This window comes from Faecalibacter bovis (genome assembly GCF_017948305.1).
In the GTDB taxonomy this organism is placed as follows: Bacteria; Bacteroidota; Bacteroidia; order Flavobacteriales; family Weeksellaceae; genus Empedobacter; species Empedobacter bovis.
The window spans coordinates 1,939,782-1,956,683 of sequence record NZ_CP072842.1 but is presented as its reverse complement, the minus strand read 5'-3'; the positions used below and the strand labels follow the sequence as shown (position 1 = coordinate 1,956,683).

General features: G+C 31.7%; 11 protein-coding genes. 4 read left to right on the top strand and 7 right to left on the bottom strand.

Annotated features, from left to right (window positions below):
- Positions 1 to 54 precede the first annotated feature (54 nt).
- Positions 55 to 2,082, top strand: coding sequence for a TonB-dependent receptor (locus tag J9309_RS09390; protein ID WP_230475625.1), 2,028 nt, complete (start codon positions 55 to 57; stop codon positions 2,080 to 2,082).
- Between the two features lie 32 nt (positions 2,083 to 2,114).
- Here J9309_RS09390 and J9309_RS09385 read toward each other — a convergent pair whose 3' ends face one another.
- Positions 2,115 to 3,059 (bottom strand): M20/M25/M40 family metallo-hydrolase, encoded by a 945-nt coding sequence (locus J9309_RS09385; RefSeq protein WP_230475624.1) that lies wholly within the window; start codon positions 3,057 to 3,059, stop codon positions 2,115 to 2,117.
- 77 nt (positions 3,060 to 3,136) lie between these two features.
- Here J9309_RS09385 and J9309_RS09380 point away from each other — a divergent pair, with 77 nt between their 5' ends.
- Entirely contained in the window at positions 3,137 to 3,412 is a 276-nt protein-coding gene (locus J9309_RS09380; protein ID WP_230475623.1) for a hypothetical protein, read from the top strand.
- Between the two features lie 58 nt (positions 3,413 to 3,470).
- On the opposite strand, the gene J9309_RS09375 is transcribed toward J9309_RS09380, so the two are convergent.
- Together J9309_RS09375 and J9309_RS09370 are read right to left on the bottom strand one after the other, a co-directional pair.
- Positions 3,471 to 3,848 carry a GreA/GreB family elongation factor gene (locus tag J9309_RS09375; RefSeq protein ID WP_230475622.1) on the bottom strand — a complete coding sequence of 126 codons (378 nt, stop codon included), beginning with the start codon at positions 3,846 to 3,848 and terminating at the stop codon, positions 3,471 to 3,473.
- Between the two features lie 485 nt (positions 3,849 to 4,333).
- Positions 4,334 to 7,792: a methylmalonyl-CoA mutase family protein gene (locus J9309_RS09370; RefSeq protein ID WP_230475621.1), complete on the bottom strand. Its 3,459-nt coding sequence runs from the start codon at positions 7,790 to 7,792 to the stop codon at positions 4,334 to 4,336.
- 380 nt (positions 7,793 to 8,172) lie between these two features.
- Between J9309_RS09370 and J9309_RS09365 the strand changes: the two genes are divergently transcribed.
- Entirely contained in the window at positions 8,173 to 8,634 is a 462-nt protein-coding gene (locus tag J9309_RS09365) for a MaoC family dehydratase (RefSeq protein WP_230475620.1), read from the top strand.
- A gap of 350 nt (positions 8,635 to 8,984) precedes the next feature.
- Here the strand turns inward: J9309_RS09365 and J9309_RS09360 are convergent, their stop codons facing one another.
- Positions 8,985 to 9,611, bottom strand: a complete 627-nt coding sequence (locus tag J9309_RS09360; RefSeq protein WP_230475619.1) for a murein L,D-transpeptidase catalytic domain-containing protein — start codon at positions 9,609 to 9,611, stop codon at positions 8,985 to 8,987.
- A gap of 142 nt (positions 9,612 to 9,753) precedes the next feature.
- On the opposite strand from J9309_RS09360, the gene J9309_RS09355 reads away from it, so the two are divergent.
- A complete protein-coding gene (locus J9309_RS09355; protein WP_230475618.1) occupies positions 9,754 to 10,290 on the top strand; it encodes a YegJ family protein in 537 nt (178 codons plus the stop codon).
- A 42-nt stretch (positions 10,291 to 10,332) separates the two neighbouring features.
- On the opposite strand, the gene J9309_RS09350 is transcribed toward J9309_RS09355, so the two are convergent.
- From J9309_RS09350 to J9309_RS09340, 3 genes are all read right to left on the bottom strand, one after another.
- Positions 10,333 to 11,772 (bottom strand): SusD/RagB family nutrient-binding outer membrane lipoprotein, encoded by a 1,440-nt coding sequence (locus J9309_RS09350; RefSeq protein WP_230475617.1) that lies wholly within the window; start codon positions 11,770 to 11,772, stop codon positions 10,333 to 10,335.
- A gap of 18 nt (positions 11,773 to 11,790) precedes the next feature.
- Positions 11,791 to 15,000 carry a SusC/RagA family TonB-linked outer membrane protein gene (locus J9309_RS09345; protein ID WP_230475616.1) on the bottom strand — a complete coding sequence of 1,070 codons (3,210 nt, stop codon included), beginning with the start codon at positions 14,998 to 15,000 and terminating at the stop codon, positions 11,791 to 11,793.
- A 224-nt stretch (positions 15,001 to 15,224) separates the two neighbouring features.
- On the bottom strand, positions 15,225 to 16,787 hold the full coding sequence (locus tag J9309_RS09340; RefSeq protein ID WP_230475615.1) for a calcineurin-like phosphoesterase C-terminal domain-containing protein: 1,563 nt from the start codon (positions 16,785 to 16,787) through the stop codon (positions 15,225 to 15,227).
- Between the last annotated feature and the right edge of the window lie 115 nt (positions 16,788 to 16,902).

Here is a 16,902-nt window from a genome sequence, read left to right as displayed (position 1 = left end):
AGAAAAAAGTGGTAATGTATATTACCACTTTTTTAACTCTTATTAGTAATTGCCATGAAAAAATTCTTTATCCCGATTTTATTTATTTGCTCAAATTCACTTTCATTTGCTCAAGAAAATGACAGTATACTATTACATGAAACTGTCATCCAAACTTTTCATCGAAAAACTCTAATTTTAGAATCTACATCGTCCATAAATTCATTGAGTAAACTTCAAATGAAATTGAATCATCCTGAACGTTTATTGGAAAGTTTTAATACTCTTCCTGGAGTAAAAATGGAAGAACGTTCGCCTGGTAGTTATCGCATATCTTTAAGAGGAAGTACAATTCGATCACCTTTTGGTGTTAGAAATGTAAAAATTTATTTAGATGATTTTATTTTGACTGATGCAACTGGAAATGCGTATTTAAATTTAATTGATCCTCAATTTTTATCCTCGATTGATGTAATGAAAGGACCTCAAGGTGGTGAATTTGGATCAGAAACAGGTGGTGTAGCAGTTTTAAAAACTTTAAGAAATAATGGAATTAAAGCTTCTGTTGGTACAGGAAGTTATAATCAATTTCATGAAAATATCAATTATAGTAAACAAATTGGAAAGCATCGATTGCATTTTGGACAAACTCATTATCAATCCGATAGCTATCGTGAACAATCTGCTATAAATCGTAATTCATTTCTTTTAAAAGATCAATGGAATTACAATAATGAAAATGAATTAAATTTTATCTTATTATATACTGATTTAGATTACCAGACGCCTGGTGGATTAACTTATAATCAAATGCAGGAAAATCGTAGACAAGCGCGTTTGGCAACTCCTACTCTTCCAAGTGCAGTTGAACAACAAGCTGGTATCCAAAATAAAACTTTTTTGGGCGGAATTAATCATTTGTGGAAAATCAATCCAAATTGGAAGAATTTTGTAATGATCCAATCATCATACACTGATTTTGAAAATCCTTTTATTTCTAATTATGAAGAGCGACAAGAGAATAATTTTCAAGGACGTTTGTATTTTGAATATGAAAAACAACTAAGTCAAATCAAATTAAATACTCGATTCGGAACTGAATTAGGTCTAAATAAAACCAAATTCCGCAACTACGATAATAGTAAAGGAATCAAAGGAAATCCACAAAAATTTGACGATTTACAAACTTTCAACGGATATTATTACATCAATCAGCATGCGAATTTTGCGAATAAATGGTTTGTTGATGCATCGATTAGTTTAAACACAATGAAATACAATTGGGAAACTTTATATCCGAATGTAGAATCAGGTAATAAATCGTTTCAAATACAATTACTTCCACAAATAGGCGTTAGCTATAATTTTATAAATAATTGGAGTGTAAGAGGTAAAATTGCAAAGGGAATTTCGGCTCCAACAACAGAAGAAGTACGATCTTCAACACAAGAAATTCAGCAATATTTGAATGCAGAATATGGTTGGAATAAAGAGTTTGGAATTCGTTATACATTTAATCAATGGTTTGTTGATTTAACTGCTTTTGATTTTCATTTAAAAGATGCAATTGTAAGAAGACAAGACGAAAATGGAAATGATTTCTACATCAATTCTGGAGGAACAAAACAACGTGGAATTGAATTTCAGCTTCAATCAAAACCGTTTAATTTTGACCATTCTATTTTTACAAAAGGATCTTTTTTTGTTTCAGGTCATCTATTTGATTTTAAATATGATCATTACAAAATTGCCAACAATGATTATTCAGAAAATACGATTCCAGGAATATCTAAATTTTCATTACAAAATAGCATTTCAATAGAATTATTGAATAAAATACAAGTTATTTGGAGTAATTATTACAATTCTAAACTTTATTTAAATGATGCAAATACAGTTGAGGAAAAAGAAACTGTAATTGGAAATATACTTGTTGATACAAATTTTAAAATTAAAGAAAGTTCGCTATCGATTTATTTCGGAATAAATAATCTTTACAACACAAAATACAGTGCTGGTTATGATTTAAATGCTTTTGGAAATCGATTTTACAATCCAGCGGCAACAACAAATTTCTATTTAGGATCACGATTTACATTATAAAAAAAAACCTGCAAAATGCAGGTTTTATTCTTTTATTTTGTCTTATCTGTACTTCTAAAATTCATTTTATGAATTGGAAAACTACCTTCTATAAAAGCCATTTCAAGTTCTAAAATTAATTTCAAAGATTGATAATCTATTTTATCTGAATCGTCGGTTGGTTTATGATAATCAGGATGACCGCCAGTATGGAAAAATAAGACTGGAATATCTTTTTCATAAAAAGAAGTTTGATCAGATCCGCCTCTACCTTCGTAACCTGTATAATGCTTAATAAATTTTGATTTATCTATTTTATTATACAAGATTTCAAATTCTGGTGATGTACCATAACCTATAATCGAAACTCCTTTTTCTGCATTAAAACGACCGATCATATCCATATTTAACATCCAATGAATATTTTCTAAATTAAGCGTTGGATTTTTTACAAAATATCTTGAACCTACTAAACCTAACTCTTCTGCTCCAAAAGCTATGAATAAAAAATTGACAGGTTCTTTAATATTATTTGAACTGTATATTCGAGCTAACTCTAACAAACCCGCAATTCCAGAAGCATTATCATCTGCTCCGTTATGAATAATTCCATAACTGTTTTCAGCCAATGAACTACCTTGTTTTCCTTCGCCAATGTGATCGTAATGAGCACCAATTACGATTGTCTTTGCTGCTTGATTATCTAAAAATCCAATTACATTTCGAGCTGACCGAATACTATCAGGCACCACTACTCTTTTCACTTTAGCTGTAAAGTTTTGAAAATAACCATCATTTCCTAATGGCTGTAAAGCTAATTTCTTAAACTCTTTTGCTATATATTTTGATGCTTTAGCATTCTGTTTGCTGCCCGTTCCACGCCCTTTCATCTTATCATCCGCAAGAAAATAAATATGTTTTTGAAGATTTTTAACTTCAACCTGTTGCCCGTTGACTTGACAGACAAATAGTACTAATAAAAAGTATATAAATTTCATAGTGATGAATTATGTAAATCTCAAAAATAAGATTAATCCAGTAAAATTTATATAAATTTATAGCTTATATACAATACATGAAATTAACACCTTTTTTAATTGTTTTGGGCTTAATAGAAATTATTTTATTCATTCTAACTATCAATTTTATTTTTATTGACAATAATGGAGGAAAAGCTTTAGGTGGAGTAATTGCATTGTTAGGGTTTATTATTATTGGAATAATTTTGGGCGTAGAGCAATTAATTCTACAAAGTATAAAAGTTAATTCGACTTTAATATTTATAATAGAAACTATACTACTTTTGTTATTCGCACTATATATTTTTATAAATGGATTTTCTATTGGTTAATATTATAAACTGAATATTTTATCATAAAAAAAACCTGCAAATTTTGCAGGTTTTTTATTTAATCAATTGGTAATGTAGCTAATATTTGATATGTTTTGATTTCTGTTGCCGTAGGCCATTCCACAGTTTCACCTACTGCTTTTCCAACAGTAGCTAATCCTAAATTTGACAAAATTGAATATTTATCTTTCTTGAATTTTGCTTTATCAGGTGCTACTAATTTCACTTCTATTTCATCATTTGTTGACACATCTTTAACTCTTAAAATATTGTTTACAGAAACAATATCTTTCGGTAGATCTCTACGAAGAACTTGCTTTGCATTACGTAGACCTTCAGTTAGAATTACTTCTTGTGATTTTGTTACTTTTTTTCTTCTTAAATGATCTTTAATTAAATCGTAAATACCTGTTGTTAAAATTAATTTTGTTGACATAATGATACTGTTTAAATCTTTTGGATTAAAAAGTTTATAGCATGATCCATCAGAACATCACGAAATGTTCTGAAAACTTTTTTGAATATAAAATTGATTGTAAGAAAATTCCCTGTCTAGGATCTAACAGGGCTTAATTTATAAACTCCTTAGAGCTTCTTAAAAAAGTATCGTCGTGCAAGTAAGCTAATGATAACACAAGCATAGCAAGACCATACTTTAAAAATTTGTTATTTGTTGTTACCATATTTGTTATTACTTAAAGGACAAACATAATGAAGTTTATCTATTAAAGCAAATCATTTAAGAATTTGAAACATTCTATATAAATTATTACTTCAATTAAAATATTAAAGAATCTCATAAATTAATTGGAATTAATTGGAATTAATTCATACTTATTAGATGCATGTTATATCATTCAAATTATTAAAATAAAAAACCGAAGCTAAAGCCTCGGTTTTTTAGATATTTAAAGATATAATTTACATATTTCTTCTGTACTGACCACCAACTTCAAATAAAGCTGAAGTGATTTGGCCTAAAGAACAAACTTTAGTTGCTTCCATCAATACTTCAAAGATGTTTTTATTGTTGATAGCCGCAGTTTGAACTTCTTCTAAAATTTGCGCTACTTTATCAGCGTTTGCTTTGTTTAAGTTTTCTTTTGTCTTGATTTGGAATTGTTTTTCCTCTTCAGTCGCACGAATTACTTCCGCTGGAATCACCGTTTTAGAACCTGTAGAACTTAAGAACGTATTTACACCGATGATAGGGAATTCTCCATTGTGTTTTAATGTTTCGTAGTATAAAGATTCTTCTTGGATCTTAGAACGTTGGTACATCGTTTCCATCGCACCTAATACGCCACCACGCTCTGTAATTCTATCGAACTCAGCTAATACCGCTTCTTCTACTAAATCAGTTAATTGCTCGATGATGAACGAACCTTGAATTGGGTTTTCGTTTTTCGCTAAACCTAATTCTTTATTGATAATCAACTGAATTGCCATCGCTCTACGTACAGATTCTTCTGTTGGCGTAGTGATTGCTTCATCATACGCATTCGTATGTAACGAGTTACAGTTGTCGTAAATCGCATACAATGCTTGTAAAGTCGTACGAATATCGTTGAAGTCGATTTCTTGTGCGTGTAACGAACGACCAGATGTTTGAATGTGATATTTCAACATTTGCGCACGCTCATTAGCGCCATATTTATTTTTCAATGCTTTAGCCCAAATTCTTCTTGCTACACGACCGATTACTGAATACTCAGGATCGATACCATTAGAGAAGAAGAACGATAAGTTAGGACCAAATGCGTTGATGTCCATACCGCGAGATAAATAGTATTCTACATAAGTGAAACCATTCGCTAATGTAAATGCCAACTGAGAAATTGGATTCGCACCAGCTTCTGCAATGTGGTAACCAGAGATAGAAACCGAGTAGAAGTTACGTACATTTTTATGAATGAAATATTCTTGCACATCACCCATTAAGCGTAACGCAAATTCTGTAGAGAAGATACACGTATTTTGAGCTTGGTCTTCTTTCAAGATATCCGCTTGTACTGTACCACGAACTTGTGCTAAAGTCGCTTTTTTAATTTCGGCATAAACGTCATCAGGTAAAACTTGATCACCTGTAACGCCCAATAACATCAAACCTAAACCATCATTACCTTCTGGTAATTCACCATTGTAACGAGGACGTTCTACACCTTTTGCTTTATAAATTGCTTCGATTTTCGCTTCAACTTCCGCTTCTAAACCATGTTCTATGATGTATTTCTCACAGTTTTGGTCGATAGCCGCATTCATGAAGAAACCTAATAACATTGGCGCTGGACCATTAATCGTCATAGACACCGATGTAGCAGGATGCGATAAATCGAAACCTGAATATAATTTCTTCGCATCATCTAAACAACAGATCGATACACCTGCGTTACCAATTTTACCATAAATATCTGGACGATGACCAGGATCGTTACCGTATAAAGTTACCGAGTCAAACGCTGTAGATAAACGCTTCGCTGACATACCCTTAGATACATAGTGGAAACGACGATTGGTACGCTCAGGGCCACCTTCACCAGCGAACATACGTGTAGGATCTTCACCTTCACGCTTGAACGGATATAAACCAGAAGTGAATGGGAACTCGCCTGGAACATTCTCTTGTAATACCCAACGTAAAATATCGCCCCAAGCTTCATACTTAGGTAACGCTACTTTAGGGATTTGTAAGTGAGATAATGATTCAGAATGCGTTTGGATTTTGATTTCCTTATCGCGCACTTTGAACGAGTATACTGGATTCTTGTATTTGTTTACTTTATCTTCCCAACCAATGATTACTTCCCAGTTGTATGGATCTAAATCACGTTTTAATTTATCAAACTCAGCTAATAAAACTTTACCTAATTCTGCATTATCCGTACCTGTAATTTCGATACCGTGCTGCGTTAAACTTGGTGCTTTACCTGTTAAAGTTTCTATTGTTTTGTAGAAACCGTATAACTTTTGCGCCACTTCTTTTTGCGATAAAGTTTTAGCATCATAACCACGATTATTTTCTGCGATTTCAGATAAATAACGTGTACGAGAAGGTGGAATTACGAAGATTTTCTCCGACATTTCCTTCGTGATTTCAAAAGTAGAGTGGAGTGGCGCACCCGTTTTCTCTACAATTTTATCCATGATTGATTTGTACAATTGATTGGTACCAGGATCGTTAAATTGAGATGCAATCGTACCAAACACTGGCATTTCTTCAGGATTAATATCCCATAAGTTATGATTGCGTTGGTATTGTTTTTTCACATCACGTAATGCATCTAAAGCACCACGTTTGTCGAATTTATTAATCGCTACGATATCAGCGAAATCTAACATATCGATTTTCTCCAATTGCGTAGCGGCACCAAATTCTGGTGTCATAATATATAAAGAAGCATCAGAGTGGTCTAAGATTTCTGTATCAGACTGACCAATACCTGAAGTTTCTAGGATAATTAAATCATAATTAGCTGCTTTCAATACTTGTAATGCTTCCTCTACATATTTAGATAAAGCTAAGTTTGACTGGCGCGTAGCTAATGAGCGCATGTATACGCGAGAATTGTTGATCGAATTCATACGAATACGGTCACCTAATAATGCACCACCAGTTTTCTTTTTAGAAGGATCTACAGAAACTAAAGCGATTGTTTTCTCAGGGAAATCAATCAAGAAACGGCGTACTAACTCATCTACCATAGAAGATTTACCAGCACCACCTGTACCTGTAATACCTAATACTGGCGTATTTGTATTATCTGCTTTATTAAAATCGAAAATTTGTAAGAAATCATCGTGTCTATTTTCTGCTAAAGAAATTAAACGAGAGATTGTCGTTACATCATTATCTTTTAATGATTGGTACAAATCTTTACCATCTGGCAACTGTAAGTCTGGTGTAGGGAAATCCGACTTTTGTACCATATCATCGATCATACCTTGTAAGCCCATTTCACGACCATCATCAGGAGAATAGATACGCGTGATACCATAATCCATCAATTCTTTAATCTCAGTAGGTAAAATTACACCACCGCCACCACCTACGATGCGGATATGACCTGCGCCTTTCTCTTGAAGCAAGTCGTACATATATTTGAAATACTCATTGTGACCACCTTGGTAAGACGTCATCGCGATAGCGTTAGCATCTTCTTGAATAGCGGTATTCACTACATCTTCTACCGACTTATCGTGACCTAAGTGAATAACTTCACAACCAGTAGACTGAATGATGCGACGCATAATATTGATAGCAGCGTCGTGCCCGTCAAATAAGGCTGCAGCCGTAACAATACGTACTTTATTTTTAGGTTGATATGTTTCTTGGATAGGATGCGAGTTTGCAACCTTATCTTTAGTAACAGTTTCTGACATTATAATTTTGTTTGTTTTGATTCATACGAAGATATAAAAAACAGAATTAATAAAATATCCGAAAATTGATTAAATTAATCAATAACTAAAATTGATTTAAAGGTTTATATACATTTTGTTAATATCATTTATCCTTATAGATTGAAATAAAGATGATTCAGAAAATAATTTTTATAAAAATTATTTTCTGAATTAAATAATGATTGAATAATAAATACTTATAAAAATATAAGTGGAAAAAGACAATGAGTTTACTATGCATGCATTCTTAATCCTTGTAAAAAGGAATTTATTGTCAAATGTTTTTAATAATTTTAGCAAATAATTGAATTCAATTAAACTCGTAAACTTTACTAAATTTAAAATAAATTGAACCAAAAATGGTAATAATTAACAACTTCGAAGAATACAAAGCATTTGAAGGAAAAATCATTGGAACTTCTGAATGGCACACTATTGAACAAGAACAAATCAACATTTTTGCTGATGCGACTCGTGATCATCAATGGATTCACTGTGATGCAGAAAAAGCAGAAAAAGAAGGTCCATTTAAATCTACTATCGCACACGGTTATTTAACTTTATCTTTAATTCCTTATTTATGGAAAGAAATTGCTGATGTTCGCAATATCAAAATGGAGATTAATTATGGAATTGAAAATTTTAAATTTGGACAACCAGTATTAGTAAATAGCGAAATTCAATTACAAGCGAAATTAAAATCTATTGTTAATTTAAGAGGTGTTGTTAAAGTTACGATTGAATCTACTTTAATAATTAAAGACAATGCAAAACCTGCATATGTGGGTGATGTAATTTTCTTATATCATTTTAATGATTAATAATTAGAAAAATATATTAGTAAGCTTCCTTTTGGAAGCTTTTTTTGTGAAATAAAAAAACCTAACCAATAATTTGATTAGGGCACACATGAAAACTACTCATTACTTTTTGAAAATATTCTTAAAGTATTTATTTTATATCAATAATTGGATGAAATTTCTTTTAATTAAAAAAGTGTCTTTTTTGAAATTTAATTGATAAAAAGACACTTTCAAGTTAATTATAGATTTTATAGGTTGGTTAAAATTTATATTACAAATTAATCATATATAATTGGAGAAAATTTCTTAAAATATATAAAGCTTGATGTTCAGTTTGTAAAAGATGTGTTTGACTGAACCAATCAAAATTATTCGTTATAAATCCAAAGTAAAACAGGTTTTGTTACATTTTTAAAATAGCTATCTACCTTAGTCATAGCAGCATTTGACAACGCCGGACATCCCCACCCTTCTGGTGTACCATTTGGAAATATTTCTGTATCAGGAACTGCTTCCCAACCATGTAAAACGATAACACGTTGTAAGGCATTAGAATTCGTAGATTCTAATCCATGTAATAAATATTTAATATTTATTCCCCACTGGCTCCACCCACGTTCTCCAATTTCATATTTTCCTAAAGATGATTTATGACTATTATTTTCATTACTAAAAATTGGATTGTCTTTGGTTGATGTTCCACTCCATGGATTATCTCCCGCTCCATGACTAACTAAAAATTCTTCTACGATCTTATTTTCGTTAAAATCCCAGATATAAAATCGTTTCAATCCCGAATGTTTACTGAAATCGATAAGAATGCAAAAATCCGTGTTCATTCCTCTGTTTTGTGCAAAAGATAATGCTTCGTTAGCTTTGGTATCGATATTAATTTTTGATTCAGCTTGTTCAACTTCAACTTGATTTTGTTCACTTTTACTATCGCATCCAAAAATGACATTGAATAAAATACAGCAGATTATTTTTTTAAACATGAGGAAAATACATTTAATTTTAATTCTAAATCAAGATATTAAAAAAATGAACACTTGTAAGTAAATAATTTTTTGAATTTGAAATAAATAATTAATAAAAACCATTTAAATTTAGAACATCAAATTTTGATAATTACTCTACATGAAAACACAGTATTTTCGATTAACAAAAACTTTTTTCGCTTTAGCTTTTTTTACACTAATTTTTGGTTGTAATCAGATTGAGAATACAAAAGAAATAGAGAAAAATCTTGATAAAAAAGGGATTTCTTTAATTCAGTATGACGATGATGAAATGAATAAAGCAATAAAAGATGCTCGTTTAACTTTTGATGATTTTAAAGAGGAAATCGAAAATCCTGAAGACAAATATTTCGCTGTTAAAATAGGAATTTTATATCCTGGCGGAAAAGAACATCTTTGGGTTGTTGATGTGGTTAATGAAAATGGAAAATATTATGGTCGTGTTGACAATCAACCCGAATATACGAATGATGTAAAATTGAATGATATTATTGAAATTCCATTGAATTTAATTAGTGATTGGATGGTGATTGATGGTAACCAACTAATTGGTGGTGGTTACACGCTAAAATTAATTAGAGAACGTATGAATCCACAAGAACGAGAAGCTTTTGATAAAGAAAGTAATTTGAGTTTTCAAGATTCTATTTCATAAAAAAAGAGACCTTCCGGTCTCTTTTATTTTGAATCTAACATTTTAGTTATTTTCCCACCAAACTTTTACATCTATACGGTCGCCACCCATATTTTGTACTGCTTGATTATAATTTGCTGTATTTAAATTTTGTGCCGAAGTTGGATATAATAATCGATTTGGAACTTTTTTGTTATTCAACATTGTATTTGTTGTTGGTAAAACTGGAAATCCAGTTCTTCTGTATTCATACCATTGTTGATAATCTGTAAAGAATAAAGCATAATATTTTTGTGTCATAATCTGTTCTAAAGATCCGTTATAAGCAACTTTTTCATGCGCTAAATATTCTTCTGTTGGTTCATGATCTGTCCACATAGAAATTGCAGCTTTTACTCCATTTGTATAATGAGTTTCTGCATCTGTATAGAATCCTTTTTGTGCCAATTCAGCTTTTATAAATTCAACCTCAGCATAAGACATTAAAACCAATTTCATTGGTTCCATTACAAAATCTGTATTTGGACGAGATGGTGTAAAATCGAATTGAGAACTGTTTCCTTCATAAGCTGCATCAACTCCTTTGTATCCAATTGAAATACCATTATTATCCGTTGCATGTGTTGTAAATTTAGCTAAACGCGGATCATTAATTTCATTTAAATTATTGATAAAAAACGATGCAAAAGCACGGTTATCACGATAATCTTGTTCACGTTGCCAAGGCGAAACATTAGGAGAAATTCCTGTAACTTGTAAAACAGCTGCATCAAGATTTGATGTAAAAATTGGATATGTAGCTGGATCGTTTAAAATAGCTATCATTTTTTGGAACGCGTTCATTTCAGCTTTATTCGATACGCGTAACAATAATCTCAAGTGTAATGAATTGGTAAATTTTTTCCATTTCGTAATATCTCCATTAAACAAAATATCAGCACCATATTTCATACCCAAACTATTTTGATATAGTCCATTTGCATTTTCTAAATCTGATAATAATGCGGTATAAATTTCTTGTTGAGAATCAAATTTTGGTGTAAAATTACCTAACTCTCCCTGTCCAGCTTCGCTAAAAGGAACATCTCCGAACATATCTGTTAAATTAGACATCATCCACGCACGTAATGTTAAAGCAATAGCTTCGTAATTTACATCACCATTTTCGCGGCTTACTTTCAACATTTCTTCTAAATTAATTAAATTGTTGTAAGTCGTTGACCAAGTAGAATTACCTGTTGCTTGTGTGATGTCGTAACGATGAACACCTAACGCATTACTAGGAAAAGGGATGTGAACTTGCATTAATTGCGCTGTAATATCATAATTTTTGGATGTATTGTTACTTACCATATTATATATTACAGGATTTAAAACTGAACCAGCTGTAATTTCTGAAATCAAGTTTGGATTAACGTTAGTTTCCTCAAAATCTTCTGTACATGAAGTGACTGAAAAAGTAAAGGCTAAAGCGGCTAAAATTGAGAATGTATATTTTTTCATTGTGTAAAATCTAATGGATTAGAAAGAAGCTTTTAAAGTAATTCCGTATGTCGCTGTTGATGGCATCTGTCCCATTTCTACTCCTGGAACATACGTGTTTCCGTTTAATGCAGCGGTTTCTGGATCGTAAAGTGGGAAATCACTGATGATAAATAAATCACGACCAAAAGCAGTTAAGGATAAATTTGATAAGCCTGTTTTGTCAATCAACTTCTTAGGAAAATCATACGTAAAACTTACTTCTCTTAACTTTACATACGACGCATCAAAAGAGTTAGATTCTACATTTGCACGACGATAATAATCACCATAATATGTTGCTAAATCTACTTGTTTTGTATTTGGTGAGTATGAACCATCTGGATTTAAAATTACACCATCACCAACAATAAATCCATCTTCACGACCAGGTAATGAATCTTTTAATTTTCCTTGTTCCATTAATTTGTGGTACGATTGCGAATAAACAATTCCACCATATTGCCCATCAAATGTGAAACTAAAACGTAAATTTTTATATTTAAAACTATTTGTAATTCCTGCTCTCCAATCTGGTGTTGCATCACCAACATATTCTATTTCAGTTGGTCGAACTGGTAAACCTGTATTTGGATCGTAAATAATTTGTCCGTGTTCGTTTCTTACAAATTTATAACCGTATAATGCAGTTGAAGATTGACCTGGAATTGCGATCATAGAAACAGTACCTGCAGTTGCAATCGTTTGTTGGTTCCCTTCTACTCCGTCAGATAATGACATTACAGTATTTTCGTTCGTAGACCAGTTCATGTTTATATCCCAACGGAAATTTTTCGATTTTACAGGAGTTACATTCGCTGCGATTTCAATTCCACGATTTCTAATTTCTCCACCGTTAATGAATCGGTAAGAATATCCTGAAGTTGGATCTGTCGGAACACGTAAAATTTGATTATCTGTATTTTGTTGGTAAACTGTGAAATCTAACCCTAAACGTTTCTTGAACATTTGTAATTCAATACCTGTTTCCCAAGATGTAACAATTTCTGGTTTTAAATCAATATTATATAATGTATTAGCGACTTCGTTTGCTGAACTAAATTCTGATGTATCGTAGTATTTACTCGTTCTGTAAGGCTCTGTATCATTACCTACTTGTGCAAATGCTGCGCGGTATTTAATGTAATCAAAAGGACCTTTGATATCGAAAATATCTGATAAAATAAAACTTGTTGTAACCGACGGATAGAAGAAAGAATTGTTATGTTCTGGTAATGTTGATGACCAATCGTTACGACCTGTAATATCTACAAAGATTTGATTTTTCCAACCAAAAGATAACATTCCATATAACGAATTAACTTTTTTGTAAGCATCAGCAGTTACGGTACGAACTGGGTTTAATGAATTTGTTAATTTATAAATTCCTGGCGTACTTAATTGATCTGCGATTGCACTAACACTCGTGTATTCATAATTTAACCGATTACCTCCAAAGTTTGCATCAACTGTAAAATTTTCTCCAATTTTAGTAGAATAATTGAATAAGAAATCAATGTTAGATTCCATCTTCGTAATATCTTGTCTTCTGTAGCTTCCTTGAGGCGAACGATTTAAATCGAAAGGACGTTTTTGTTCACGAAATTGATTGAAAGAATTTACAGCTCCACGAACCATTAAATTGAAATTCTTCGCTAGTTTGATATCCGCTTTCATATTTCCTACAACCTGCGTACTACGCATAGGATTTACTGCTTCATAAGCAATAACATAAGGGTTATCGATGTACGAACTAAAAGGTCGAATCATTTGTACCCCTTCAAAACCTTGTTTCCAACGTGGTTTGTACCAATCGATATTTACATTAGGCGAATGCATAATCATAAAATAAGCAATCGATCCGTTGTTGTAACCTGTACTTGGTAAATTGTCTGAAGTTTTACGCGTATAATTCACTACCGACGAAACAGTGATGCGGTCTGATAATTTATAATTTCCATTTAAAGAGGCTGTATAATTTTCGTAACCTGTATTTGGCATAATCCAAGTATTCTTTAAATGTCCTAAAGATGCTCTGAAACTTCCTTGATCACCACCACCTGATAATGTAACGGAGTTATGACTATTAAATCCAGTGTTCCAATAACTTTTGTGCGTATCTCTATAAGGCACCCAAGGCGTACGCTCTAGTCCTACTCCTTGCAGATTTGGATCGTATTGATAAAACATTTGTCCATCAAAACGAGGTCCGAATGCTGAAGATGTTGAAGAAGTACTAGGTCCATCATCCGAACGACCAAAAGAATAGTACGGATTACCATTTGAATCAAATTGTTTTCCTGTTCCTTGACCATATTCATATTGATAATCTGGCCAATTATTTACAACTTCAACGGAGTAAGTAGATTTTAATTCAACACCTAATTTATTTTTTTTATTTCCTGCTTTTGTGGTAATAATTAAGGCACCATTTGCAGCACGAGAACCATATAAAGCTGCAGCTGCAGGACCTTTTAAAACAGTAACACTTTCTATATCATTTTGATTAATTTCTGATAATGCATTACCAAAATCGATAGGAGAATCATCGCCCATATAAGCTGTATCGTTTCCAGAAGAAGTCATTTCTGTACTCATTGGAACACCGTCAATTACAATTAAAGCGTAATTTTTTGATTGATCTAATGAATTGTTACCTCTTAATTTTATTCCTTGCGAATTAATTGGACCAGATGAAGCAGACGTAATTTGTAAACCTGCAACTTTCCCCTTTAAACCTGAAGACCAATTGGTAGCTTCGGCTGTTGATAATTCGTCTGAACCAATGGTTTGTTGAGAGAAACCTAATTTTCGTTCTTCACGTTTAATACCTAAAGCTGTAACGACAACTTCTGATAACTGATTTACTTCTGGCTTTTGTAAAGTTCTATTAATGATTCCATTTGCTGGAACATCAATTTCTAGATCGTTATGCTCTAATGATACAACTAAAATTTTTGAGTTTGGAACATGTATTCCAAAATCGAAAAAACCATCTGTGTTTGTATATGCAACATAATCTGTACCTATAATTCGTACTTCAGCATCCGCAACTCCAAATCCATCTGCATCTGTAATGCGACCTTTAATTGGGCCTTGTTCGTTAATAGAAAAATCAGTTTTGATTGAGTTAGCATTAATTTCCGCTTGAGCGATTTGCATCGAGAATATACTACATGCTAAAACGATCGGAATGTGTCTTTTTTTCATCTTGTAGAGTACTAAATTTATACCTATCTGAGTGTGTTATTAATCTGATACAAATCTATTTTGGCGAAAATCAATAACGATTAACTGAATTTTAAGAGTTCCTTAACTAAACGTTAAATACGAATCCAAAAAAAAATTATTGATAACTTAAACTTTACATTATTTATAATAAAAAAAGCCTAGAATAATCTAGGCTAATAAACAAACGATGGGTATTAAAAGTTTTATTTAATCACTTCGTAATTTGAAGTTGCTGTATGCACTTTTCCGTATTTATCAGTCGCACGAATAGTTATATTATATTTCCCAGCTTTTTTAGATGGTAATCTATCCGACCAAATATGTGTAGATTTTACTGCATTAGAAGGTCTTTTACCATCAAATTTTACTGCATCTACATCATAATCCATAATAGTTTTCATGTAATTATAATCAATTCCTGGCGTGTAATTCATTAATTTCCATTCGCCTCCATTAATCTGATATTCAACTTTATCTCCGTTTTGTCCCATAAAGAAATTCACCATTAACATGGCTTTACTTTTAGAACCTTCTACAACTTTCTTCGTATTGTAAACATTCATTTGGAAATCACTTCTTTTATTGGCAACTTTATAATCAAAATCATACTGATTACCTTTGATATTTAAAATCGCGTAACCTTTTGGTGTACCATCTCGCATTGTTGAAACAGGCACACCTTTTTCATCTTTTTGACCTGAATACCAATCCCCTGAAGTTGTACCAACATTAAATTCGTGATGAGGTTTTTCTTGTTTCCAACCCTCATTTCTACCATAATATAATTGCTGCTGGATATGTGTATGTGCAGAAATTGAAACCGTATTTGGATAATCTTTTAACAAGTCGAATAAACGTTGACGATGTCCATCTTTAAAATTATCTTCATTTTCGTGAAACAATGGAATATGAAAAGCTAAAACAATTAATTTATCTTTTGCTACATGTTTCAAATCGTTTTCGATAAATTTTAACTGATCTTCTCTAAATCCACCCCAATAACTTTTACCATCACGTGGATCTGGATATAAAATATCGTCTAATACAATAAAATGTGCGTCGCCTACATTAAAAGAATAATTGGCTGGACCAAAATTTTGTTCAAAAGTATCGTCACTGTACTTATCTTCTTTCGCATCATAATCCATATCATGATTTCCCATTACGTTGTACCACGGAATTCCAATTTCTTTGACCGCTTTGATATATGGCTGATGTAAAACCAAATCATCACCAACTAAATCACCCAATGAAATTCCGAAAACCATATTTTTGATGCCTTTTAATTCATCAACGATTCCACGAGAAAAATAATCAACCTCATCTAAATTATAAGCTTGTGGATCTCCGAAAACTAACGCCGAAAATTCTTTTCTTTCAGGAGTTGGAATCAATCCAAAGTTGATTGATTTTGGTAATTTTCCAGTTGGCTTACTTCCTCCATATTTTAATTCAGGAGAACCATTCGGTTTATGTATGTAATAAGATTGTGGTAATTGATCTTTTAAAACAGATAATTGATAATTTGATGGTTTAATTACAAATAAAACAGTTTCATCCGTTACTGTAATTTCATATTCACCTTTTAAATTTGTTTTTGCAATATCAACTCCATTACTCACCAAAACATTTGGCAAACCTTTTTCTTTTTTATCTAAAATTCCGTTTTTATTAATGTCTTCGTAAACAATTCCTCTTGCTACTTCTTGTGCATTGACAAATAATCCTGCGAATAAAATTGATAATGTAAATAATCTCTTTTTCATGTGTTGTTTTTAACTGAAGCAAATTTGTAAATAAGTATTGGCACTTGTATTAACTTAGTATTAACTCTATTTTAAATAATTGTTGTTAATCATTTTCAGATTTTTTTGATAGAAT